This window comes from Pelagibacterium limicola (assembly GCF_015694405.1).
GTDB lineage: Bacteria > Pseudomonadota > Alphaproteobacteria > Rhizobiales > Devosiaceae > Pelagibacterium > Pelagibacterium limicola.
Genome location: NZ_JADQDB010000002.1, coordinates 571,641 through 592,879 on the forward strand (window position 1 = coordinate 571,641; position 21,239 = coordinate 592,879).

Annotated in this window: 25 protein-coding genes, 1 tRNA gene and 1 pseudogene; 17 read left to right on the plus strand and 10 right to left on the minus strand. The window is 60.0% G+C overall.

Annotation, left to right across the window (positions count from 1 at the left end; genetic code table 11):
- Positions 1-77 precede the first annotated feature (77 nt).
- Together I2G20_RS05935 and I2G20_RS05940 are read left to right on the plus strand one after the other, a co-directional pair.
- The gene (locus tag I2G20_RS05935) at positions 78-323 is read left to right on the plus strand and encodes an EF-hand domain-containing protein (protein ID WP_196258743.1); all 246 of its coding nucleotides are present in this window, start codon (positions 78-80) and stop codon (positions 321-323) included.
- A gap of 191 nt (positions 324-514) precedes the next feature.
- The gene (locus I2G20_RS05940) at positions 515-1,726 is read left to right on the plus strand and encodes a TsoY family (seleno)protein (protein ID WP_196258744.1); all 1,212 of its coding nucleotides are present in this window, start codon (positions 515-517) and stop codon (positions 1,724-1,726) included.
- A 67-nt stretch (positions 1,727-1,793) separates the two neighbouring features.
- Here the strand turns inward: I2G20_RS05940 and I2G20_RS05945 are convergent.
- From I2G20_RS05945 to I2G20_RS05965, 5 genes are all read right to left on the minus strand, one after another.
- Positions 1,794-1,880, minus strand: a tRNA-Leu gene (locus I2G20_RS05945).
- Between the two features lie 48 nt (positions 1,881-1,928).
- Complete coding sequence (locus tag I2G20_RS05950) at positions 1,929-2,507, minus strand: ASCH domain-containing protein (protein ID WP_196258745.1); 579 nt, start codon at positions 2,505-2,507, stop codon at positions 1,929-1,931.
- Positions 2,508-2,510: 3 nt separating this feature from the next.
- Positions 2,511-3,005, minus strand: coding sequence for a xanthine phosphoribosyltransferase (gpt, locus tag I2G20_RS05955; protein WP_196258746.1), 495 nt, complete (start codon positions 3,003-3,005; stop codon positions 2,511-2,513).
- Positions 3,005-3,775: a competence/damage-inducible protein A gene (locus I2G20_RS05960; RefSeq protein WP_196258747.1), complete on the minus strand. Its 771-nt coding sequence runs from the start codon at positions 3,773-3,775 to the stop codon at positions 3,005-3,007. The genes gpt and I2G20_RS05960 overlap by 1 nt, the downstream gene beginning before the upstream one ends.
- 128 nt (positions 3,776-3,903) lie before the next feature.
- The gene (locus I2G20_RS05965) at positions 3,904-4,446 is read right to left on the minus strand and encodes a hypothetical protein (protein WP_196258748.1); all 543 of its coding nucleotides are present in this window, start codon (positions 4,444-4,446) and stop codon (positions 3,904-3,906) included.
- 68 nt (positions 4,447-4,514) lie between these two features.
- Between I2G20_RS05965 and sfsA the strand changes: the two genes are divergently transcribed.
- The 4 genes from sfsA to I2G20_RS05985 are packed head-to-tail and all read left to right on the plus strand — an operon-like array spanning position 4,515 to position 7,183.
- Positions 4,515-5,225, plus strand: coding sequence for a DNA/RNA nuclease SfsA (gene sfsA, locus I2G20_RS05970; RefSeq protein ID WP_196258749.1), 711 nt, complete (start codon positions 4,515-4,517; stop codon positions 5,223-5,225).
- A gap of 26 nt (positions 5,226-5,251) precedes the next feature.
- Positions 5,252-6,085: a type I methionyl aminopeptidase gene (gene map, locus I2G20_RS05975; protein ID WP_196258750.1), complete on the plus strand. Its 834-nt coding sequence runs from the start codon at positions 5,252-5,254 to the stop codon at positions 6,083-6,085.
- A complete protein-coding gene (gene radC, locus I2G20_RS05980; protein ID WP_196258751.1) occupies positions 6,082-6,804 on the plus strand; it encodes a RadC family protein in 723 nt (240 codons plus the stop codon). Before map ends, radC begins: the two co-directional genes overlap by 4 nt.
- Before the next feature lies 1 nt (position 6,805).
- Complete coding sequence (locus tag I2G20_RS05985) at positions 6,806-7,183, plus strand: DUF1801 domain-containing protein (protein WP_196258752.1); 378 nt, start codon at positions 6,806-6,808, stop codon at positions 7,181-7,183.
- Here I2G20_RS05985 and I2G20_RS05990 read toward each other — a convergent pair.
- Positions 7,180-8,361: a GNAT family N-acetyltransferase gene (locus I2G20_RS05990; protein WP_196258753.1), complete on the minus strand. Its 1,182-nt coding sequence runs from the start codon at positions 8,359-8,361 to the stop codon at positions 7,180-7,182. The two genes, I2G20_RS05985 and I2G20_RS05990, sit on opposite strands and share 4 nt — an antisense overlap.
- A gap of 132 nt (positions 8,362-8,493) precedes the next feature.
- Positions 8,494-8,958 carry a hypothetical protein gene (locus I2G20_RS05995; RefSeq protein ID WP_196258754.1) on the minus strand — a complete coding sequence of 155 codons (465 nt, stop codon included), beginning with the start codon at positions 8,956-8,958 and terminating at the stop codon, positions 8,494-8,496.
- 123 nt (positions 8,959-9,081) lie between these two features.
- On the opposite strand from I2G20_RS05995, the pseudogene soxR reads away from it, so the two are divergent.
- Positions 9,082-9,537, plus strand: a pseudogene (soxR, locus tag I2G20_RS06000) (redox-sensitive transcriptional activator SoxR); the annotation flags it as partial.
- A 75-nt stretch (positions 9,538-9,612) separates the two neighbouring features.
- Here the strand turns inward: soxR and I2G20_RS06005 are convergent.
- Both I2G20_RS06005 and I2G20_RS06010 read right to left on the minus strand, forming a co-directional pair.
- Positions 9,613-10,350, minus strand: a complete 738-nt coding sequence (locus tag I2G20_RS06005; protein WP_196258756.1) for a cytochrome c biogenesis CcdA family protein — start codon at positions 10,348-10,350, stop codon at positions 9,613-9,615.
- Entirely contained in the window at positions 10,337-11,056 is a 720-nt protein-coding gene (locus tag I2G20_RS06010; protein WP_196258757.1) for a hypothetical protein, read from the minus strand. The genes I2G20_RS06005 and I2G20_RS06010 overlap by 14 nt, the downstream gene beginning before the upstream one ends.
- 144 nt (positions 11,057-11,200) lie before the next feature.
- Between I2G20_RS06010 and I2G20_RS06015 the strand changes: the two genes are divergently transcribed.
- From I2G20_RS06015 to I2G20_RS06035, 5 genes are all read left to right on the plus strand, one after another.
- Entirely contained in the window at positions 11,201-12,061 is an 861-nt protein-coding gene (locus tag I2G20_RS06015) for a DMT family transporter (protein WP_196258758.1), read from the plus strand.
- A gap of 76 nt (positions 12,062-12,137) precedes the next feature.
- Positions 12,138-12,812, plus strand: a complete 675-nt coding sequence (gene rpe, locus I2G20_RS06020) for a ribulose-phosphate 3-epimerase (protein ID WP_196258759.1) — start codon at positions 12,138-12,140, stop codon at positions 12,810-12,812.
- Positions 12,813-12,884: 72 nt separating this feature from the next.
- Complete coding sequence (purB, locus tag I2G20_RS06025) at positions 12,885-14,189, plus strand: adenylosuccinate lyase (protein ID WP_196258760.1); 1,305 nt, start codon at positions 12,885-12,887, stop codon at positions 14,187-14,189.
- A 60-nt stretch (positions 14,190-14,249) separates the two neighbouring features.
- The gene (locus I2G20_RS06030) at positions 14,250-14,801 is read left to right on the plus strand and encodes an RBBP9/YdeN family alpha/beta hydrolase (protein WP_196258761.1); all 552 of its coding nucleotides are present in this window, start codon (positions 14,250-14,252) and stop codon (positions 14,799-14,801) included.
- A complete protein-coding gene (locus I2G20_RS06035; RefSeq protein WP_196258762.1) occupies positions 14,801-15,208 on the plus strand; it encodes a GNAT family N-acetyltransferase in 408 nt (135 codons plus the stop codon). Before I2G20_RS06030 ends, I2G20_RS06035 begins: the two co-directional genes overlap by 1 nt.
- Positions 15,209-15,257: 49 nt before the next feature.
- On the opposite strand, the gene I2G20_RS06040 is transcribed toward I2G20_RS06035, so the two are convergent.
- Positions 15,258-15,584 (minus strand): DUF1476 domain-containing protein, encoded by a 327-nt coding sequence (locus I2G20_RS06040; protein WP_196258763.1) that lies wholly within the window; start codon positions 15,582-15,584, stop codon positions 15,258-15,260.
- 238 nt (positions 15,585-15,822) lie between these two features.
- Between I2G20_RS06040 and purC the strand changes: the two genes are divergently transcribed.
- The 5 genes from purC (at position 15,823) to purL (ending at position 21,220) form a co-directional block, all read left to right on the plus strand.
- Positions 15,823-16,587 carry a phosphoribosylaminoimidazolesuccinocarboxamide synthase gene (gene purC, locus I2G20_RS06045; RefSeq protein WP_196258764.1) on the plus strand — a complete coding sequence of 255 codons (765 nt, stop codon included), beginning with the start codon at positions 15,823-15,825 and terminating at the stop codon, positions 16,585-16,587.
- A gap of 14 nt (positions 16,588-16,601) precedes the next feature.
- Positions 16,602-16,844, plus strand: a complete 243-nt coding sequence (gene purS / locus I2G20_RS06050; RefSeq protein WP_196258765.1) for a phosphoribosylformylglycinamidine synthase subunit PurS — start codon at positions 16,602-16,604, stop codon at positions 16,842-16,844.
- A 279-nt stretch (positions 16,845-17,123) separates the two neighbouring features.
- The gene (locus I2G20_RS06055) at positions 17,124-18,209 is read left to right on the plus strand and encodes an acyltransferase family protein (RefSeq protein WP_196258766.1); all 1,086 of its coding nucleotides are present in this window, start codon (positions 17,124-17,126) and stop codon (positions 18,207-18,209) included.
- A 122-nt stretch (positions 18,210-18,331) separates the two neighbouring features.
- Positions 18,332-18,991, plus strand: coding sequence for a phosphoribosylformylglycinamidine synthase subunit PurQ (purQ, locus tag I2G20_RS06060; protein ID WP_196258767.1), 660 nt, complete (start codon positions 18,332-18,334; stop codon positions 18,989-18,991).
- Positions 18,992-21,220: a phosphoribosylformylglycinamidine synthase subunit PurL gene (gene purL, locus I2G20_RS06065; RefSeq protein ID WP_196258768.1), complete on the plus strand. Its 2,229-nt coding sequence runs from the start codon at positions 18,992-18,994 to the stop codon at positions 21,218-21,220.
- Positions 21,221-21,239: the final 19 nt, after the last annotated feature.

A 21,239-nucleotide genomic window follows, 5' to 3' on the forward strand; every position in this document is an offset into this window, starting at 1 on the left:
TCGCGAACGGGCGGAATCGTCGGCGGGTGGATCCCCGCTCCGCCGTTTTTCAACGATACATGGAGCATGAAATTCCCATGAAGAAGACCGTTATTACTCTTGCCGCCCTGCTAGGCCTTTCCGTTGCCGCACCGGCACTGGCCCAGAGCGTCGATTTCGATACCATCGATGCAAATATGGACGGTGTAGTCAGCTTCGAGGAACTTCAGGTGGCCCTCCCCGCCATTACCCAGGAAGATTTCGATATTCTCGACACTGACGGCGACGGCGTGCTCTCGCGCGAAGAATTCGCCGTTCTCCTGGAAGCGCCTGCAGCTCAGTAGGTTCTCCAAAGAGCGATGTCGCCACAAAGCGGCATCGCTTCTTACCATCCGTATCACTTCCCCCTCAGATTTCTCTCCAGAGATTCAATCGCATCGGTCGAGGCTTCGCCGGCTATTTGATCTGGATCAATGCCGCAACTGTGCGCTAATAATATTCGAATCTTCTAAATTACGAATATATGGAGCACCGCATGATCCCCCGTATGCCTGACGCTCTTGGCGAGCGATACTCTCCTCTTTATTTCCTTGCCGCCCTCGGCGCGGGTGGCCTGTCGGTATCCTTCTTCCTCTACCTCATGTTTTGGGTACCCCACCCCGGGCAGGCGGTACCGATCTTTGAAGACATATTAAGTGCGTTTCAGACAGGAGGCGTCCTCGATCGCACGATGATCGCCGTCGCCTGGATCGGCGTTGCATTGTTTGCTGCCCTGCACTATCGGCTGCTCGCCTGGAATTTCGCTCAACTCTCCCACTTTCGGAAAACGGCAGCCTACACTCAGCTGCGCAATTCCAACGCCGAGACCCAACTTCTTGCCGCGCCGCTCGCGCTTGCTATGGCAATGAACGCTGCATTTGTTCTCGGCCTCGTCTTCGTGCCCGGCCTCTGGTCGGTCGTCGAGTACCTATTTCCCGTCGCGATTCTCGTCTTTGCTGCCATAGGTGTTTATGCCTTTAAACTCCTTGGGGACTTTTTCGGTCGCGTCCTGGTCTCTGGCGGATTCAACCCCGAAAAGAATAACAGCCTGAGCCAGCTTATGCCGTCGTTTGCATTGGCAATGATTGGCGTCGGGCTCGCTGCACCTGCCGCGATGAGCGGCGTTCTGGCGACCGCGGGGATCGCCTACATCCTATCCATCATATTCATCACCGCTGCAGTCCTTCTCGGTGCCATTCAAATCGTTCTTGGGTTCAAGGCCATGCTCGAGAACGGCGTGGATCTTCAAGCTGCGCCGACACTTTGGGTCGCGATTCCCATCGTCACGGTGATTTCGATTGCGGTCCTGCGGCTCGGACACGGTGCGCACGAGCACTTCGACCCGACGGCATCCACAAGCCAGTTCACATTTCTCACGGTCATGCTGGCCATCCAGATCGCGGTCGGCCTCCTCGGTTGCGTAGTGCTGGGCAAACTCGGATATTTCGGCAAGTTCGTCACAGGAGTAGACAAGTCAGCGGGCACCTATGCCCTGGTCTGCCCGCCGGTCGCCATGAACGTGATGCTCCAGTTCTATATCAATCGCGGCCTCGTACCGGCGGGGATACTGGAAAAAGGGTCAGCAACCTATATCGCGCTCTCGGCGCTGGCTCTGGCGTTTCAATTAGCGGCGGTCTGGCTGGTCTTTAGGCTCAATGCCAAGCACTTCCCCAGAGGTGCAAATCCCAAGGCCGTTCCGGCTGAATAGCAGGAACGAAGTCAAACCCGGGACCGGCATGCCGACCGCAGGCTGGTCCCTTTTGGTATCATGCGCTTGGTGCGGGCGGCGGGACTCGAACCCGCACGGGGATACCCCCTCAAGATTTTAAGTCTTGTGTGTCTACCAGTTCCACCACGCCCGCGGCAGATGCCCCTCACATACAGGGCCGATCCGAAATGACAAGCCCCGCCTAGGCTTTGAGAAGCGCCAGCAGTTTTTCCCCGCGCGGCGACAAGCGGTAACCGGTCTCAAGGCTCTCGGTGAGACCAAGCGCCTTCAATTCCCGGACACTCGCCTTGAACACGGGCTTTTCCAATCCCGTTTCGCCCGCCAGAGCTTCGGCGCGCACTCCCGGCCTTTCTGCGATCAGCGAGAGGGCTGCGTGGCTCCAGCCGATCTTGGTGCGTGCATCGATCTTTGCAAGTTCGGCGACAATACCACTGAGCTTTGTCGGATCGAGTGCATTATCTGATCGCAGCTCCTCGCGCGGATCGGGGCCCAAATAACGCACTTCGATACGGTCGAGGTCGCCGGGCTTCATCGTCTCAAGCCACGAAAGGAAATCGGAAACATCGCGGAAACCGGCGCGCTTCGCGTCTGCGTCCGTAACCTCCCCAGCGCTGATCGGCGTGATCGCACCGATCTGCAGCACGCCCACCTTCGTCTTGAGCGTACCGCCGGGTTTGACCGTGCGCTTTCGCCAGCGGCGGAACTGCAGGGTGATCTCGCCCGATTTGATCTTCTCGAGAACCTCGAGCTTGATGAGCATTGTTCAGTCGGTGCCCCCGGTGATCGGTGGCGCATAGGTGAAATCAAGATCCCACGGGAAATAGATCCACGTGTCCTGGCTGACCTCGGTAATGAACGTATCGACCATCTCCCGGCCGAGCGGCTTGGCGTAGACGGTGGCGAAATGGGCATGAGGCAGCATGTCGCGCACCGCGCGGGCCGTCGCGCCCGTATCGACGAGATCGTCGATGATGAGGAGTTTTTTGCTCGAAGCGTCGGCTGCAATGAGATCGTGATTGATAGACTTCATCACCCGGACTTCGCCCTGGTTCTGGTGGTCATACGACTTGACCGACACACTCTCGATCACGCGGATATTGAGTTCACGCGCAATGATTGCGGCCGGCACCAGTCCGCCCCGCGTGATCGCGACGATAGCATGGAACGGCCCCTCGCTGGTCAGGCGCCACGCAAGCGCACGCGAATCGCGGTGGAATTGATCCCAGGACACCGGGAAGGACTTGTTGGGCTGGTTCATCAATATGGCTCCTTGGGAAGCGTGATATTCTTTTTGGCATGAAGCCCGTCGACGAGGGCCTGCACTTCGGCGGTTGCCGCATCCAGCCGCGTAAGGTCGGAGCTGCGCAGCACGAGATGGGTAAGAATATGCGTATGCCCCATCTGGGGATAAGACCCGATCTTGACGTCATCGTAGCGAGACTGGATTTCCGCCAGCGGATCGCCCAATGCCCCTTCGCCCACGCCCGCACTCACCGTCCGGCTCTCGACCTTGCGTCCGCCCTCCAGCGTGGGGGCGATGGCCTCCAGCATCGCCTTCATGATCACCGGCACTCCGGCCATCACATAGACATTGCCAATACGGAAGCCGGGCGCAGCAGACACCGCATTGACGATCAGATCGGCCCCTTGAGGGATGCGCGCCATGCGCAAACGGGCATTGGTGACCTCGGTCCCGGTCTCCTTCCATCGCGCTTCGAGCATCGCACGTGCCTGATCGTTGATCGGCAGTGCCACCTCGAATGCCTTGGCGATGGCATCGGCTGTGATGTCGTCATGCGTGGGGCCGATTCCACCGGTGGTAAACACATAGCGATATCGGGCCCGCAAGGCGTTGACCGCCTCGACGATCATATCCTCGATATCGGGCACCACCCGCACCTCGGTGAGCGCAATCCCGAGATCGGTGCAGAATTCCGCCGTCGCCGCGATGTTCAAATCCTTCGTCCGGCCCGAAAGGATTTCGTCGCCGATGACAAGAAGACCTGCAGTGACCTCGGTTTGACTCATGGACGCGATCGCTTATGAGAGGAACTGGCATGGATGCCCGCACAAGCGGGGGAAATCAAGCAATAGACGAAACTTGCAGCGGTTATCGACAGGCAAGGCGCTCCAGAACCGCGCACCGGCGAGTGGGCTCACCGCGAGGCAAGGTCGGCAAGCCGAGCCTTCCAGAACCCGCGCCAATCCTCGACCTCATCCGGCCCTGCAAGTTTCTCATGCGTCAGCGCGATCGTTGCCTTGCCGCCCGGCTTTTCGCCGATTGTGACGTTCAGCCGCGAGCCATCGGCGAGTGGGCGGCGCCAATAGCGCCACTTCTGGCTGCCGGAGGTGCTCGCAGGTTCGGCAAACTCGACGCTGCCGTCTGTCTCCAACGCGCCTGCCCGCACCTTCCAAAGTGCCAGCGCATCGTCGGGAGAGCCGGGCACGGTTTTGCTCACCGACACTTCATGACTGCCATCCGAGCGCTGACCGGGCTGGCGGCGGCCGATATGTTGCTCGTAAGCGACCGTGATCGTCTGTGCCCACCATCCGCTCGCATCACCGGTGGCGACGATCCGCTCGGCAATGGCCGCGTGACTCATGTGCTCTGCATCGATGTTTTGTAGGAACGCGAGCCATTGCTCCCAGCTTCGTCCAGTCTTTCCGGCGAGGATCGAGGTATCGACAGGCTTGGTCATGGCTTTCTCTCGACAACCTTACCGGATAAGCCTATCCAATCGCCACCGAGCCGTATAGGCAAACGGCCATGCGCTTCTCCTCGCCCCTCATTCGCGGCACGCTTGTCAAACGCTACAAGCGCTTCCTCGCCGATATCATTTTGGAGGATGGCACGGCGATTACCGCCCATTGTGCCAATCCGGGCGGGATGATCGGGCTCAATATGTCCGGACTGCCCGTTTGGCTATCGAAATCGGACGATTCCAAGCGCAAGCTCGCCTATTCGCTGGAACTGGTGGAGCTGCCGACCGGTTTGGTCGGGATCAATACCGCGCATCCGAACCGTATTGTCGCCGCAGCGCTGAAAATGGGACTTATCAGCGAACTGGCGGGATACACCACCGTCCGGCCAGAGGTCCGTTATGGCGAAAAGAGTCGTATCGACTTTTTTTTGAGCGGAGAGGGGCGCCCTGATTGCTATCTCGAGGTCAAGAACGTCCATCTCGTTCGCCAGCCTGGCCTAGCCGAGTTCCCCGATACGGTGACCGTGCGCGGGGCCCGGCACCTCGCCGAATTGGCCGCCATGAAAGCCAAGGGGCTCCGCGCCGTAATGCTTTACGTCGTCCAGCGCACCGATTGCTCGGCCTTCGCACTCGCCGCCGATCTGGATCCTGCTTATGCGGCTGCGTTTGACCTTGCCACCGCGCAGGGCGTTGAAGCGTTGTGCTACGCGACCGATATAGCGAAGGACGGCATAAGCCTTTCTACCCCCCTTCCCTTCGCTCGGACGCGGAGCTAGGGTTGCCCCGATCAGATGAGGCCACGATGACCACCTACGTCGAAGCGACATCGAAGAAAAAGCGGATGCACGGCATTATCCCGCTGCACGGTGAGGAAGGCTTCGCCGGGATGCGAAAGGCCGGCGCGCTGACCGCCGAAGTGCTCGATCGCGTGACCGCGATGGTTGAGCCGGGCATGCCGACCGACAAGATCGACAGGTTCATCTACGAGTTCGCGCGCGATAACGGCGCGATCCCCGCGACGCTCAACTATCGCGGCTACCGCTATTCGTGCTGCACCTCTATCAACCACGTCGTCTGCCACGGGATGCCGTCGGACCGGCCGCTGCGTGAAGGCGACATCGTCAATATCGACGTGACGTTGATCCTCGATGGCTGGCACGGGGATTCGAGCCGCATGTATGCCGTGGGCGAAATCTCGCGCAAGGCGGAGCGGCTTATCGACGTGACCTATGAAGCGCTCGAACGCGGCATCGAGGCGGCAAGGCCGGGCAACACGACCGGCGACATCGGCGCCGCTATCCAGCAATACGCCGAAGCGGAACGGACCAGCGTCGTACGGGATTTCGTCGGCCACGGAATCGGCAGGCTGTTTCACGACGAGCCGAATATCATGCACTTCGGTAACCCCGGCACGGGCGTCGAACTCAAGCCGGGCATGGTCTTCACCATCGAACCGATGATCAACCTCGGCCGCCCGCAGGTGAAAATTCTCAACGACGGCTGGACGGCGGTAACGCGTGACCGGACGCTTTCCGCCCAGTGCGAACACACAATCGGCATTACGGAAACCGGCGCGGAAATCTTCACGCTCTCTCCCCGCAACATCTTCAACCCGCTTGGCGCCAGGGCAGCATGAGGCGCAGGCAGCAAGGCAAGTCCGACGCGGCGGGCCTTGCGGAAGTCCAGCCACATTATCTTGGCCATCGCGAACGGCTGCGGGAACGGTTTGTGACGAGCGGCGCGGCGGCTTTGCAGGATTACGAACTGCTTGAACTCATCCTGTTCCGCATTCTGCCGCGGCGCGATACCAAACCCATCGCCAAAGCCATGCTCGAAAGGTTCGGGAGTTTTTCCGAAGCTCTGGGCGCTCCAGCGCATTTGCTGGAAGAGATAGATGGCCTGGGACCTACCGCGATCACCGATCTGAAGGTCATTCTCGCCGCCACCCAGCGTATCGGCCGAGACGCTATCCAGAACAAGCCGATCCTGGGATCATGGTCGGACGTTATCGATTACTGCACGGCGCAGATGGCCTATGAAACCAAGGAACAGTTCCGCATCCTGTTTCTCGACAAGAAAAACCGGCTGATTGCCGACGAAGTGCAGCAGACCGGAACCGTGGACCACACCCCGGTTTATCCGCGCGAGGTTATCAAGCGCTCGCTCGAGCTCTCGGCGACCGCGATCATTCTCGTGCATAATCACCCCTCGGGCGACCCGGCACCTTCGTCCGCCGATATCCAGATGACCCGCCAGATCGTCGATATTGCAAAGCCGCTAGGCATCGAGATTCACGATCACCTGATCATCGGGCGCTCGGGGCACAGCTCATTGCGGGGGATGAGGCTGATTTGAAATGAATGGGGTCGACGCGTTTCTGGACTCACTTGCTCATCCGCTCCGCGCTGAAATCGATCGTGTACGCGCGCTCATCGTGACGGCAGTTCCTTCGCTCGATGAGCACGTCAAATGGAAGGCACCAAGCTTCAAAGCGGGCGGAGACGATTGTGTCACCCTAAAGCTCTATCCGCCAAAGGCTGTGCAGGTTGTTTTTCACCGGGGCGCCAAGGTAAAGGACAAAGCCGATCTCAAACATCTCGATCCAGATGGCCTGCTCAAATGGGCTGCATCCGATCGCGGCGTTGCACAGTTCACATCGCTCGAAGATATCGACAACCGCGCGGATGCCTTTAAAGCCCTCGTTACGCGCTGGGTTGCGGCTACCTCCAGCTAGCTCTTGCCGCCCGCTACACCTCTGCGCAGCCGCTTGGCCAACGCGAACCAATTGCGATTGCCTTTGACCGAGGCCCGTACGTGCTCGCCCAACCGCTGGACGATCCATGCGATATGACCGAGCGGAGTCAGAACATGGCAATAGTGGCCCAGCTCAACCCGCTCGTTGCACCATTGGCGCTTTTCGTCATTCTCCCCGCGCCCTAGATCGACAAACGCATAGCCCTCGTCAAATGCCGACTGCATGACGCCGAGCAGACACTGTTTGCCGGGCGAACCCGATTGGGTTGCGGCGCACGTGGTCATCGATGAAATCAGACAGTAAAGCCCCCCGCCGGCCGTAAGGTTGTAGCGTACGGCAATCACCTCGCCATCGAGCCGCAGGACATGGAGTACGCCCCCTGCCCGATCGAATACGTCCCTGTAGAACGCCCGCACGTGCGGCGGCGCGAAGGGATCGGCAATGCCCATCTCCCCGAACCGCACGGCTTTCTGCGCGAACATGGTTTCGATGACGTCATCGACAGGATCACCGGGCTTGAGAACCTCGAAATGCGGCACGCCCAGAGCTGCCAGTTTTGCCGCCTGCTGGCGATCGACCTTTCGCCGATGCTTGTTGCGCTGCGCCCCGTCGCATTCCTCCCAGCTCTCAAATCGCGCACGATACCCCCTGTCGGCTCCCTTCATCGAATGGAAAAGGTCCGCAAGCCCCGTCGGCCGGGCAATATCCGTGGGAACATTGGGAAGACTGATGAGGTCGGTGTCGAGTACCACGCGGGCGAGCCGATTCCATACCTGATGCCGGTCGAAATCCGACATGGCAGCAAAGGCACCTTTGTCGACCAGCGGCGCCTGCTGGCCCAGGTGATCACCTGTTAGCCATGTGGCGACGCTCAAGCCCATCCACCGCTTGCGATACAGCGGCAGCAGCACAACGGGCCGGTCGTTGAGCGCGGCAAGCACGAAAACGCGATCTTCCTTCCGCACCGCGAACGTATCGAGCCACGTCCTCACGAAATCGAGCCCCTGACCGGGGCAATCGATACCCAGGGCCTCCAGTTGGCGCCAAGCCGCCTCAACCTCTTCGATCCGCTCGGTAACGACGACGGAAATTCCCGGCACCCTCAATGGCGCCGCGCTTTCCCCTATTACCTGCTCTACAGCAGTGACCGCGCTCATGTGTCCCCCCACCAGCTACGGGAGCCAACCATCAGACAAAACCGTAAATCCCCCGTTTCGTGAAAGGATCAAACGTGCGGATTTCCGTGTTGTACTCGGGAAGCAACAGAGATGGTAAACGGGAAATAACCGTCAATAGAGGCCCATGCGCATGATCACCATGATCCCGAGCAGCACAAAAACGCCTCCGGGATAAACGAGAACGTCCATCCTGTACGTGCTCGCCATGGCAGGACGCGGATCCTCTCCTGCCGCGAGTGCAGCCATCACCGCTTTGCCATTCCTGATGCCGTAAAACCGGATCCCCAGGAACACCAGTAGCGCCGCGATCATGTATAGCCCGTAGGGGGCCAGCAGGTCTGCGAACGAAGTAACGCCGCCGCCAACGTAGCCGCGCACCAACCCCGACAGCATGGCCACCATCGCCGCTAGCCCGATCACCCGGCGGCCGCGCAACCCGACGGCCCTGTAATAGGTCTTTATCATTTCCGGCGGCAGCGCCCGCAATGCAGGATTCCATACGAGCGTCCCCACAACGGCGGCGCCGCCCCAGATGGAGCCTGAAACGATATGGATGTAATGAATCAACTCTAGCATCCGTTTCTCCAACAGCTTGAAAAGCCTCATGAAACCGGCGGTCGTTTGCGTTGTTGCCAGTAACGGATCGAGGTTATAAAATCTCAACCTTAGTTGAGGTCAAGCTATTTTCGAGGGGAGATCATGAGCCAGCAAGCGAGGGGAAATGCGCCGCCAAAACAGAGCCTGACCGTCGGAGAAGTCGCCGCACGAGCCGGCGTTGCTGTCTCGGCACTGCATTTTTACGAGCGCCGTGGACTTATCAGCAGCGACCGCTCCTCGGGCAACCAGCGGCGCTACTCCCGAGACGTGCTCCGGCGGGTCAGTGTCATAAAGACGGCACAGGCGCTGGGACTGGCGCTCGATCAGATTGCCGAAGCGTTGGCCGTTCTGCCCGGCGATCATGCACCTGGCCGATCTGATTGGGAGCGCATGGCCGCACACTGGCGCGCCGATCTCGATCAACGCGTCGTGAGGCTCTTGATGCTGCGCGAAATGCTTTCGGGCTGTATCGGCTGCGGCTGTCTGTCACTCGAACTCTGCCCCTTGCGCAATACGGGCGACCGGCTGGCCACCGAGGGTCCGGGACCACGTCTGATGGTCCCCGATATGAACAGGGAAGAAATCCAGACGCTACTGGCTGGCATCGACGAGGTAATCGCTCGTATGGGCCATTCACCCGAACTGGTTGAGAAAAGGCAGGTTGGCCTGGAACCAGAAGGCCAGGCGCGTGAAATTGCCCGTGATGAACATCACACCGACAATAACGAGTAGCCCTCCCATCACCTTCTCGACTGCTCCAAGGTGCTTCCTGAACCCGTCAAAGAACGAGAGGAAAGGACCAAGCGCCAGCGCCGCGAGCAGGAATGGCAATCCGAGCCCGGCAGAATAGACGGCAAGCAGCGCGGCGCCTTCCCATGCCGTCTGCTGATTGGCTGCCACCGTAAGAATTGCAGCAAGGATCGGCCCGATGCAGGGCGTCCAGCCAATTGCGAAGGCCAGTCCCAACAGGAAGCCACCGAGCGGCCCGCTGGCGATTTTCGGCCCTTCGAGCTTGAACTGCCGGTACAGCGCCGAGATACGGAACACTCCGAGAAAGTGCAGGCCCATCAGGATGATGACGATACCAGCCAGGGGCATGAGCACCGGCAGCGCCCGGCGTAACGCCTGCCCAAAGAACGTCGCCGTCGCCCCAAAAGCGATAAAAACGAGTGAAAATCCGAGAACGAAGGCCAGCGCAGTAATCGCCGTGCGCCTGTAAAGGGCGCCGCCCTGGACGCCTTCCACGCGTAACCGCTCAAATGTCGCGCCGGACATGTAGGTGAGATAGGCCGGCACCAGCGGCAATACGCACGGGCTGAGAAAACTCAGCACCCCTGCGCCGAACACGACTGGCAGTTCAAACCCGAACATGGGGACTCCCGAAACCGATCCCGGCCCTTGTATCGGCTCCGTGCCGCCGCGCATATGGCCCCAATTGTCTCATCGCGCCTTTTTGAACCGCCGCTACTCGAGCACAATCACCCGACCGAACAGCAAAAAAAGGGAGTTCTCCTTTTGGCGACACCGTCACGTCCGCATTAAGCGTATTGACCGCTCGATAGAGAGACGCGAAGGCATCAGGCAGGATTGGGGAGCCGAAATAATCCGCTATCGCCTTGCGACCCTGGCGCGGCGTAGGAGTATTGAATAACTCCGGCATATAGGGCCACGGCTGATCCTGCTGGGCTTGGACATTCCATTGCACGAGGAAAGCGGTCCACTCGGTCCGGGCGCCATGGAGCGTATCTTTGCCCATGAACCTCAACGCCGTTTGCCAGTCAGGAATGCCGGTCGTGATGCCGACAAAATCATCGAAGTCACGCGCCACGACACCAGCATAGCCCTCTGAATCGATGTAGAGGATGCGGCCATCGGACAACAGATGGTAGGTACCGCCCGCCCCGTCATATCCGAACAGCTCCTGCCCGCCCGCAAAAATGATCTCGATCCGTTCATCGAGGCCGAGCCCATAGCCCTCAGATGCCGCCTCGAGCGCCATGACCGCATTGATCTCCCCGGCCAGACGGGAGTTTTCGATTTCCGCGACAATCTCGCGCGCACTCCATTCCCTGCTCACTGCCGATCCTCCTGCCGCAACCATCCATCCGGTTGCGACCGCCGATATCAATATGCCTTTCAGGCCCGCCTGCATGCATTGGACTCCGATGGCGTTCAACCCGGTCGACAGATATCATATCGACCGGGAGTTGGGGGATTCGTGATGCGCATCATCGTTCTGACGGCGATCGCCATGCTGGCCTTTGCGGCCAATTCCGTTCTGGCCCGTCTGGCTCTGGCCGGCAGCGCTATCGATGCCGCGAGCTATACCGGGATCAGGCTGATTGCGGGTGCTGCCCTGCTCTACCCGCTGCTGACATGGGGCCCAGGCACCGGAAGGTCCCGGAAAATGGGTGGGAGCTGGCCGGGCGCAGCGGCGCTGTTTGGCTATGCGATTTTCTTTTCCATCGCCTATCTGATGCTCGGCGCGGGCCTCGGCGCGCTAATCCTTTTTACCAGCGTCCAGATGAGCATGCTCGGCTGGGCCGTATTCAAGGGGGACAGACCCGGCCTCATCGAATGGGTGGGCATCGGCGTTGCCCTCGCCTCGCTGACCTATCTGGTCTCTCCCGGCCTCACCGCGCCACATCCCTTCGGCGCGGTGCTTATGGCTTTGGCCGGCGCGTCATGGGCCGTTTACTCGGTCATCGGGCGCGGGTCGAAATCGCCGCTGGCCGACACGACCGGAAATTTCGCGCGCTGCGTGCCCATTGCCATAGCTCTGACCGGGTTTGGGCTGCTCACTACGAGCGTAGCGTGGGAAGGCGTCGCCTATGCCGTGGCATCGGGGGCAATTGCATCCGGCCTCGGCTATGCCGTGTGGTATCTCGCCCTGCCATCCCTGTCTCGGGTCAATGCGTCGACCGTCCAATTGACCGTCCCGGCGATTGCTGCGGCGGGCGGAGTGCTGTTTATCGGCGAGGCAATCACGCTCAGGCTCGCCATCGCCTCAATCGGCATTCTGGGCGGCGTGGCCATCGCGCTTTGGGCGGCAGAACACCGCAAGCGGGCAATGAACCCATGAATAGTACCTTTTGGGACTAGGATTCCGGGCCGGGCCATACTAACAAGCCCGCAGAACAGCCATTCCGGGGTCCACAATGAGCAACCGGTCCATCAAGGTCGCCCCCTCGATTCTTTCCGCCGATTTTTCGCGCCTTGGCGACGAGGTCCGCGCCATTGATGATGCGGGGTGCGACTGGGTGCATGTGGATGTGATGGATGGGCATTTCGTGCCCAATATCAGCTATGGTCCCCTGATCGTCGAGGCGATCCGCCCGGTGACCAAAAAGCTGCTCGATGTCCATCTGATGATCGCGCCCGTCGATCCCTATCTCGAAGCCTTTGCCAAGGCTGGCGCCGATATCATCACCATCCATGCCGAAGCGGGCCCGCATCTCGACCGCTCGTTGCAGGCGATCCGCGCACTCGGCAAAAAGGCTGGCGTTGCGCTCAATCCGGCAACACCGGTTTCCGCCATCCGGCACGTGCTCGACCGCGTCGACCTCATTTTGATCATGAGCGTAAATCCCGGCTTTGGCGGGCAGGCTTTTATCGCCGAGTCGGTCATCAAGGTCGCAGAGACAAAAGCGCTGGTCGGCGACCGTCCCATCGAAATAGAAGTCGATGGTGGCGTCGACGCGTCAAACGCAGGCGCTCTCGGCAAAGCAGGAGCCACCGCACTCGTTGCTGGTTCTTCTATCTACAAAGGCAATAACGCCTCGACCTACGCACCGCGCATCAAGGCAATCCGCGACGCGGTTAGTACCGGTTGAATCATTTTCTCAAAGCGCTGAATCAATCTCTCAGCGCCCGGACTCACTTTCGCAAGAACGGACCCTAAGCCCATGATCCCGCGCTATTCCCGCAAACAGATGGTCGATATCTGGTCGCCCGAGACCAAGTTCAAGATCTGGTTCGAGATCGAGGCGCACGCCGCCACCGCGCAGGCCAGGCTCGGCGTCATCCCCGCCGACGCCACTGAGGTGGTCTGGGCGAAGGGCAAGGACGCGCAGTTCGATGTCGACCGGATCGATGAGATCGAGCGGGAAGTAAAACATGACGTCATCGCGTTCCTGACCCACCTCTCGGAAATCGTCGGCCCGGAAGCCCGTTTCGTGCATCAGGGCATGACCTCATCGGACGTGCTCGATACCACACTTTCCGTGCAACTTGCCCGCGCCTCCGACCTCCTAATTGCCGATATCGATGCCCTGCTCGCCGCGCTCAAGAAACGCGCCTATGAGCACAAGGACACCATAACAATCGGCCGCAGCCACGGCATTCACGCCGAGCCGACCACATTCGGGGTCAAGCTCGCGCAGGCCTATGCCGAATTTGCCCGCTGCCGGGAACGCCTCGTCAACGCCCGCAAGGAAATCGCCACCTGTGCCATTTCGGGGGCCGTCGGGACCTTCGCGAATATCGATCCTTCGGTCGAGGAATATGTCGCCGAACAGATGGGTCTCGAAATCGAACCCGTCTCTACCCAGGTCATCCCCCGCGACCGTCACGCCATGTACTTTGCGACGCTGGGCGTCATCGCTTCGTCCATCGAACGGCTGGCAACCGAAATCCGCCATCTCCAGCGCACCGAGGTTCTGGAAGCCGAGGAGTTCTTCTCCAAGGGCCAGAAGGGTTCCTCCGCCATGCCGCACAAGCGCAATCCGGTGCTGACCGAAAACCTTACCGGACTCGCCCGCCTCGTGCGCGGCATGGTGATCCCGGCGCTCGAAAACGTCGCGCTCTGGCACGAACGTGACATCTCGCATTCTTCGGTCGAACGCATGATCGGCCCGGACGCCACTATCACTCTCGATTTCGCGTTGGCGCGCCTCACTAACGTCGTCGAGAACCTCGTCGTCTACCCCGAGAACATGAAGGCCAACATGGACAAGCTCGGCGGCCTGCACAACTCCCAGCGCTTCCTTCTGGCGCTTACACAGGCCGGCATGAGCCGCGAGGAAAGCTATTCGGCCGTCCAGCGCAACGCTATGAAGGTCTGGCGCGGCGAAGGCGCATTCCCCGATTTCCTGAAAGCCGACCCGGAAGTCTCAGCGAAACTTTCGGACGAGCAAATCGACGCCAGCTTCGACGATGGCTATCATCTCAAGCACGTCGATACGATCTTCAGGCGGGTTTTCGGGGAGTAATCGGTTGATTTGCGTGTCGCTAACGCCAACATAGCGGTCCAACTCGACCAAAGGGTATTCATGAAAACAGCCGATGCCGATATCCTCGTCGTACCGGGCCTTGGCCATTCTGGCCCCGGCCACTGGCAGCGGCGGTGGGTAGACAAGATCAGGACCGCCCGCTTTGTCGAACAGGACGAATGGGATGAACCGACTCTTGCGGGCTGGCTCGAAACGCTCGAGCGCGAAATCATGATGGCGACACGCCCCGTGGTCCTTGTCGGCCACTCACTGGGTGTGCACGCCATTGTTGCCGCCAGCCAGATTCTGGCCGACACCAAGGTCAAGGCCGCGTTCCTCGTCGCCCCGCCCGACATCGATGAACATCCCGATGTGCCGAAGGCGACCGGCCCTTTCCGCGGCCTGCCCAACGATCCACTGAAATTTCCCTCGATGACGGTCGCGTCCTCGAACGATCCTTACTGCTCCATCGAGCGCGCCGCCGAAATGGCCGCTTGCTGGGGCTCGGATTTTCACATCGCGGGCGATGCCGGTCACATCAACGCAGCATCCGGGCACGGCCCTTGGCCCGAAGGATTGCTGATGTTTACCCGGTTGATGGGCCGCATCTGATGGATGAGTACAAGTTTCAGGCCGAAACGCCCTCGGTCGAGGACTTCTGCCGCCTGCGTGAGATATGCGGCCTAAGCGCCAAAACCCGGGAAGCGGCAGAAAAAGGCCTGGCCAACACCTGGTATGGTGTGACTGTCAATCGCGATGGCCGAACAGTCGGCATGGGACGGATTATCGGCGACGGCGGCACCGCCTTCCAGATCGTCGACATCGCCGTTCAGCCAGACCATCAGGGCAAGGGTTTGGGCAAGAGGATCATGGCTGCGCTGGTCGAGCACCTTCGCGTCAACGCACCCGCTTCCGCCTATGTGAGCCTGATTGCTGACGGCGAGGCAAAGCACCTCTATGCCCAATTCGGCTTCAAGCCGGTGATGCCGGCCTCGATCGGAATGGCGATGCAGCTTTGACAAAAAGCCCGGCGCAATGGCCGGGCTTTTCCGATCCTCAAATCCGCGTTCAGCCTTCCGCCAGAACCTCGGCCTTCGCTTGCGCGTCGAACTGGGCGATCTGGGCGCGAATAGCATCTTCGCCGATCGCCACGCCCTTGGCGTCAAAATCGGCCTTGACCTTGACCACAACGTCTTCCGGCCCCGCTTCCTTGAGATCGGTCGCTATCACTTCGGCCACATAATTGGCAATGGCATCGGCATCCGAGACGCCCATCTGCGCGCAGGCCCAGTGGGCCAGGTGCTTGTTGCGGCGCGCTTCGGCCTTGAAGCGCAGCCCGGCGTCATGGGCAAATTTGGCTTCTTCCGCCCTCTCGCGGTCGTCGAATGAAGACATTGTCCTGTCCCTCGGTCTCGATTTGTCGTTGGCAATCCAGATAGGCTGTTCGCGCCGGCAAATCAACGGGTTCGCACGTCGCAGGCCGGCGCCCCGTCGCGGGTAGACCACAATTTAGCAGAATCGCTGTATCAATGGAAAAGGGCTTGCATTGGAGACGCAAAAAGGCGCATGAGTGCGCGCAAATTTTGACGGCCTCCGCGGTCCGATCTTTTCCGAACATCAACAGGCAGGTGAAATGAACCGTCGCCGCAAGATTTACGAAGGCAAGGCCAAGGTCCTTTACGAAGGCCCCGAGCCCGGAACCCTGATCCAGCACTTCAAGGACGATGCCACGGCCGGCAACGGCGCCAAGCACGAAGTGATCGACGGCAAGGGCGTGCTGAATAACCGGATTTCGGAATACATCTTCACCAAGCTCAACCAGCTCGGCATACCCACGCACTTTGTGCGCCGCATAAACATGCGTGAGCAGCTTATTCGCGAAGTCGAGATCATTCCCATTGAAGTGGTGGTCCGCAACGTTGCCGCAGGATCGCTGTGCAAGCGGCTGGGCCTTGAGTCGGGCACCCAGCTCCCCCGTTCGATTATTGAGTTCTACTACAAGGACGACGCCCTGAATGACCCGATGGTCTCCGAGGAGCACATCACGGCGTTCGGTTGGGCTACGCCGCAGGAACTCGACGACATCATGGCGCTGGCCGTGCGCGTCAACGATTTCCTCACGGGCCTGTTCATGGGGGTCGGCATCCAGCTTGTCGATTTCAAGATCGAATGCGGGCGTCTCTACGAGGGCGACCTGATGCGGATTGTCCTCGCTGACGAAATTTCTCCGGACAATTGCCGTCTGTGGGACATCAAGACCCGGAACAAGCTTGACAAGGACCGATTCCGCGAAGATTTGGGTGGCCTTGTCGACGCCTACCGTGAAGTCGCGCAGCGCCTCGGCATTCTTGTCGAGACCGATAACGCGCTGACCACCGGACCGCGTCTGGTTCAGTGACCCTGGGAAATTTGATGAAGGCACGTGTGATCGTCACCCTGAAGAACGGCGTCCTTGACCCCCAAGGCAAGGCCATCGAGGGCTCGCTGGCCAGTCTCGGATTTGCCGGTGTCGACTCGGTTCGGCAAGGCAAGGTCTTCGATGTGGAACTTTCCACCGCCGACGCGGTTTCCGCTAAGAAGGAGCTTGAAAGCATCTGCGAAAAGCTCCTCGCCAACACGGTGATCGAAAACTACGCGGTAGAGATTATCGGTTAACCTCTAAAATTTAGATTGAATGCCACGCAATCGTATTGGCGCGGCAGTATGGAGTTATGCCCAATGCTCAAGACAGCCTCTCTGTCGTTGATGTTCTTTGCAGCCCTCGGCCTGATGGTTGTGGCCTATGCCAGCGTCCCGGTCTGAGCCCCACACCCCGTTTTCGGGCTAGCCCCGAACGCAAGCCGGATGGGAGACCATCCGGCTTTTTCGTGTCCAAGTGAGCATTGTGTTGACCTTTTGCGGCTAACATTCGCGCCGAACGGAGGGGGACACATAATGAGCGGGCACACAACCACACGGCACGAATGGGTGGATGTCGCAAAGGGGATTTCCATCATTCTCGTTGTGATGATGCACGCGACCTTCGGCGTGGGCGAAGCGACCGGTGAAGTCGGCTTCATGCATTACGCACTCGCCTTTGCCTCCCCCTTCCGAATGCCCGAATTCTTTATGATCTCCGGGCTCTTTCTCGGCCTCGTCATTTCCCGCCCCTGGATGCATTACGCTGACCGGCGCATCGTCCACTATCTCTATTTCTATGCGCTTTGGGCGGTGATCCTGATCCTCTTCAAGCATCTGATCGTAGATCGCGACCCCGGCGGAACGCTTAGCCTTCTCGCAAGCGCGATCTATGAACCCTATTCCATCCTGTGGTTTATTTACGCGCTCGGTGTTTTCAGCTTGATTGCCAAACTGCTTTACCTGGTTAAAGCCCCGCATATAGCGGTGTTCATCGCTGCCGCCGTATTGTCTATCGCACCCTTTGAGACGCCGGTTCCGATCATCAACTACACCGCGCACTATTTCGTCTATTTCTATGCGGGCTATGCCTTTGCGCCGTATATTTTCCAATTCGCAAAAGGCGTGCGTACCAACGCCGCCTTTGCGTGGGTGGCCCTGTTCGCCTGGGCGCTGGCCAATGGCGCGCTGGTCTTCTTTCCCGGCCACGCCGTCGCTTATGGGCACATCGTGACCGGAATCGCCCACATACCCGGCGCCACGTTTGCCCTTGCGCTGGCTGGAGCAATGGCCATCTGTGCCCTGGCCGTATTGGTCGCGAACCTCAAGGCCTTCGCCTGGCTGCGCTGGATCGGCGCCCATTCGATCGTGATATATCTGAGCTTCGTCATCCCGATGGGCATATTTCGGACGCTGTTGCTGGCCGTGATGCCGGATCTCGATGCCGGGCTGGCAAGTCTTGCAACGCTGGTGGTCGCGATCCTCTCGCCCATCGTTCTCTACTGGGTCATCGGCAAAGTCGGCTTTGGAAAATTCCTCTTTGAGCGTCCGTCCTGGGCCTGCCTTCCCGGCGTACCGGGTAGCCGTTGGGGCGTTGCGCCCAAGCCCGCGCCGGCTGAATAAGCCGAGTTTGAGACGCATTTCGGGGATTCGGCCAGTCCGCGCCGAATCCCCTTGCTTTTTGCAGCCAGAATCCCGAAAAGGCGCGCATCCGGCACCCATTTTCTCGAAGAGAGACCCGCGTGATGAAATCCGCTGTTGTCGTCTTTCCCGGCCTCAATCGCGAACGTGACATGGTCACGGCGCTTGAAAAGATCGGCGGCACACCCCCTGCGGTCGTCTGGCACAAGGACACCGATCTGCCCGATGTCGACCTGATCGTCATCCCCGGCGGCTTTTCCTATGGGGACTATCTCCGCGCTGGCGCCATCGCCGCGCGCTCACCCATGATGGACATCATCCGCGACCGCGCCGAAAAGGGCGTCAAGGTACTGGGAGTTTGCAACGGTTTCCAGATTCTGACCGAAGCCGGGCTCCTGCCTGGCGTCCTGATGCGCAATGCCTCGCTCAAGTTCGTCTGCCGCGAGGTCAAGCTCAAGATCGCCAATGCCGACACTGCCTTCACCGGTAGATATTCCGATGGTCAGGTCATCCGCTGCCCCGTTGCGCATCACGACGGCAACTATTTCGCCGAAACCGATACGCTGAAGTCCATCGAGGACAATGGCCAGGTCGTCTTCCGCTATGCCGAGGGCAGCAACCCCAACGGTTCGCTCAATGACATAGCCGGCATCACCAATGCCAAGGGCAACGTTCTCGGCATGATGCCCCACCCCGAGAACCTCATCGAGCCCGAACACGGCGGTGAGGACGGACGCGCTCTTTTTGCGGGACTTTTGAACTAGATGACCCTGCGCAACGACATCGAAATCACCCCCGAACTGGTCGCCAATCACGGGCTCAAGCCCGACGAATACCAGAAGATCCTCGATCTCATCGGGCGCGAGCCGACGTTCACCGAGCTTGGCATCTTCTCGGCGATGTGGAACGAGCATTGCTCCTACAAGAGCTCCAAGAAATGGTTGCGCACGCTCCCCACTTCCGGGCCGCGCGTCATCCAGGGGCCCGGCGAGAACGCCGGCGTCGTCGATATCGGCGATGGGCAGGCCATCGTCTTCAAGATGGAATCGCACAACCACCCGAGCTTCATCGAGCCCTATCAAGGCGCGGCGACGGGCGTGGGCGGTATCTTGCGTGACGTCTTCACCATGGGCGCGCGTCCCGTGGCGGTGATGAACGCCTTGCGTTTCGGCGAGCCCGAAAACGAAAAGACAAAGCATCTCGTTTCCGGCGTTGTCGCCGGCGTGGGCGGTTACGGCAATTCCTTCGGTGTCCCGACCGTAGGCGGTGAGGTGCAGTTCGACCGCCGCTACAACGGCAATATCCTGGTCAACGCCTTCGCCGCGGGCCTCGCGGACACAGACAAGATTTTCTATTCCAAGGCGGAGGGTGTGGGCCTGCCGGTCGTATATCTCGGCGCCAAGACCGGCCGCGATGGCGTTGGCGGTGCGACGATGGCGTCGGCTGAGTTTGGCGACGACATCGAGGAAAAGCGCCCCACCGTGCAGGTTGGCGACCCATTCACCGAAAAGCGCTTGCTCGAAGCCTGCCTTGAACTGATGGCCACCGGAGCTGTGATCGCCATCCAGGATATGGGCGCGGCGGGCCTGACCTGCTCGGCGGTGGAAATGGGCGCCAAGGGCGATCTCGGCATCGAACTCGATCTCGACAAGGTGCCGGTGCGCGAAGAGCGCATGACGGCCTATGAGATGATGCTCTCAGAATCCCAAGAACGCATGCTCATGGTGCTGCATCCTGAAAAGGAAGCGGAAGCCCGTGCGGTATTCGAGAAATGGGAGCTCGATTTCGCCACCGTTGGCAAGACCACCGACGATCTGCGATTCCGCGTGCTGTTTCAGGGCGAGGAAGTCGCGAACCTCCCGATCAAGGAACTGGGCGACGAGGCTCCCGAATATGACCGTCCCTGGATCGAACCCGCAAAGCCGGAACCGCTCGGCGAAGTGCCGCAAATGGATGTGGCAGACGCCGTTCTCGGCCTGCTCAACTCGGCCAATCATTCGTCGCGCCGCTGGGTTTACGAACAATACGATACGCTCATCCAGGGCAATTCGCTCCAGACCCCTGGCGGCGATGCCGGCGTGATCCGTATTGATGGCCACCCGACCAAAGCCCTGGCCTTCTCATCCGACGTCAACCCGCGCTATTGCGAAGCCGATCCGCTCGAAGGCGGCAAGCAGGCTGTGGCCGAATGCTGGCGGAATATCATCTCGACCGGCGCGGAACCTCTGGCCGCCACCGACAACCTCAATTTCGGCAACCCCGAACGCCCCGAGATCATGGGGCAGATCGTCATGGCGATCAAAGGGATTGGCGAAGCCTGCCGCGCGCTCGACTTCCCTATCGTTTCGGGCAATGTCTCGCTCTACAACGAAACCAATGGCCGCGGTATCCTCCCGACCCCGACCATCGCCGGTGTCGGGTTGATCGAGGATCGCACCAAGACCGCGCGCAATGCCTTTGCCGCCGAAGGTCAGCCGATCCTGCTGGTCGGCGCGCCCGCCGTCTGGGGTTCCCATATGGGCCAGTCGGCCTATCTGCGCGATATCTTCGGACGTCATGAAGGCGCGGCCCCTGCCGTCGATCTCGAGCACGAGAAAAAAACGGGGCATTTCGTCCTGAGCCTTATCCGACAAGGTGTCGCCACCGCAGTCCACGACCTTTCTGACGGAGGCCTGGCGCTTGGGCTTGCCGAAATGGCGATCCGGGGCGGAATCGGGGCCACCGTCAACCAACTCAACGAGATCGATCCGATCCCGACCTTCTTCGGGGAGGACCAGGGTCGCTATCTCGTCACCGTCAATCTCGACCCTCAGGGAGAGGAGATGCTTGCACTCTGGAAGCGGGCCGGCGAACTCGGTCTTTTCGCGCCCTGGATCGGCTCGACAGGCGGCAACACCTTGAAGCTGGGCGATGCGCGCGCCATATCGATCGAACAGTTGAGAGATGCCTATGAGGGCTGGTTCCCCGGCTTCATGGGAAGTACAATCTCCTGAGTTCAACGATATGGGAGCC

Excerpts from the sequence above, each read along its gene's own strand:
- purL (WP_196258768.1), top strand. The coding sequence starts at position 18,992 with ATGACCCTGCGCAACGACATCGAAATCACCCCCGAACTGGTCGCCAAT.
- purC (WP_196258764.1), top strand. The coding sequence starts at position 15,823 with ATGAACCGTCGCCGCAAGATTTACGAAGGCAAGGCCAAGGTCCTTTAC.
- purB (WP_196258760.1), top strand. The coding sequence starts at position 12,885 with ATGATCCCGCGCTATTCCCGCAAACAGATGGTCGATATCTGGTCGCCC.
- I2G20_RS06015 (WP_196258758.1), top strand. The coding sequence starts at position 11,201 with ATGCGCATCATCGTTCTGACGGCGATCGCCATGCTGGCCTTTGCGGCC.
- I2G20_RS05960 (WP_196258747.1), bottom strand. The coding sequence starts at position 3,775 with ATGAGTCAAACCGAGGTCACTGCAGGTCTTCTTGTCATCGGCGACGAA.
- I2G20_RS05985 (WP_196258752.1), top strand. The coding sequence starts at position 6,806 with ATGAATGGGGTCGACGCGTTTCTGGACTCACTTGCTCATCCGCTCCGC.
- I2G20_RS05935 (WP_196258743.1), top strand. The coding sequence starts at position 78 with ATGAAGAAGACCGTTATTACTCTTGCCGCCCTGCTAGGCCTTTCCGTT.
- I2G20_RS05965 (WP_196258748.1), bottom strand. The coding sequence starts at position 4,446 with ATGACCAAGCCTGTCGATACCTCGATCCTCGCCGGAAAGACTGGACGA.
- purQ (WP_196258767.1), top strand. The coding sequence starts at position 18,332 with ATGAAATCCGCTGTTGTCGTCTTTCCCGGCCTCAATCGCGAACGTGAC.
- map (WP_196258750.1), top strand. The coding sequence starts at position 5,252 with ATGACCACCTACGTCGAAGCGACATCGAAGAAAAAGCGGATGCACGGC.
- sfsA (WP_196258749.1), top strand. The coding sequence starts at position 4,515 with ATGCGCTTCTCCTCGCCCCTCATTCGCGGCACGCTTGTCAAACGCTAC.
- I2G20_RS05950 (WP_196258745.1), bottom strand. The coding sequence starts at position 2,507 with ATGCTCATCAAGCTCGAGGTTCTCGAGAAGATCAAATCGGGCGAGATC.
- I2G20_RS06035 (WP_196258762.1), top strand. The coding sequence starts at position 14,801 with ATGGATGAGTACAAGTTTCAGGCCGAAACGCCCTCGGTCGAGGACTTC.
- I2G20_RS05990 (WP_196258753.1), bottom strand. The coding sequence starts at position 8,361 with ATGAGCGCGGTCACTGCTGTAGAGCAGGTAATAGGGGAAAGCGCGGCG.
- I2G20_RS06055 (WP_196258766.1), top strand. The coding sequence starts at position 17,124 with ATGAGCGGGCACACAACCACACGGCACGAATGGGTGGATGTCGCAAAG.
- rpe (WP_196258759.1), top strand. The coding sequence starts at position 12,138 with ATGAGCAACCGGTCCATCAAGGTCGCCCCCTCGATTCTTTCCGCCGAT.
- I2G20_RS06005 (WP_196258756.1), bottom strand. The coding sequence starts at position 10,350 with ATGTTCGGGTTTGAACTGCCAGTCGTGTTCGGCGCAGGGGTGCTGAGT.
- radC (WP_196258751.1), top strand. The coding sequence starts at position 6,082 with ATGAGGCGCAGGCAGCAAGGCAAGTCCGACGCGGCGGGCCTTGCGGAA.
- gpt (WP_196258746.1), bottom strand. The coding sequence starts at position 3,005 with ATGAACCAGCCCAACAAGTCCTTCCCGGTGTCCTGGGATCAATTCCAC.
- purS (WP_196258765.1), top strand. The coding sequence starts at position 16,602 with ATGAAGGCACGTGTGATCGTCACCCTGAAGAACGGCGTCCTTGACCCC.
- I2G20_RS06030 (WP_196258761.1), top strand. The coding sequence starts at position 14,250 with ATGAAAACAGCCGATGCCGATATCCTCGTCGTACCGGGCCTTGGCCAT.
- I2G20_RS06040 (WP_196258763.1), bottom strand. The coding sequence starts at position 15,584 with ATGTCTTCATTCGACGACCGCGAGAGGGCGGAAGAAGCCAAATTTGCC.
- I2G20_RS05940 (WP_196258744.1), top strand. The coding sequence starts at position 515 with ATGATCCCCCGTATGCCTGACGCTCTTGGCGAGCGATACTCTCCTCTT.
- I2G20_RS05995 (WP_196258754.1), bottom strand. The coding sequence starts at position 8,958 with ATGCTAGAGTTGATTCATTACATCCATATCGTTTCAGGCTCCATCTGG.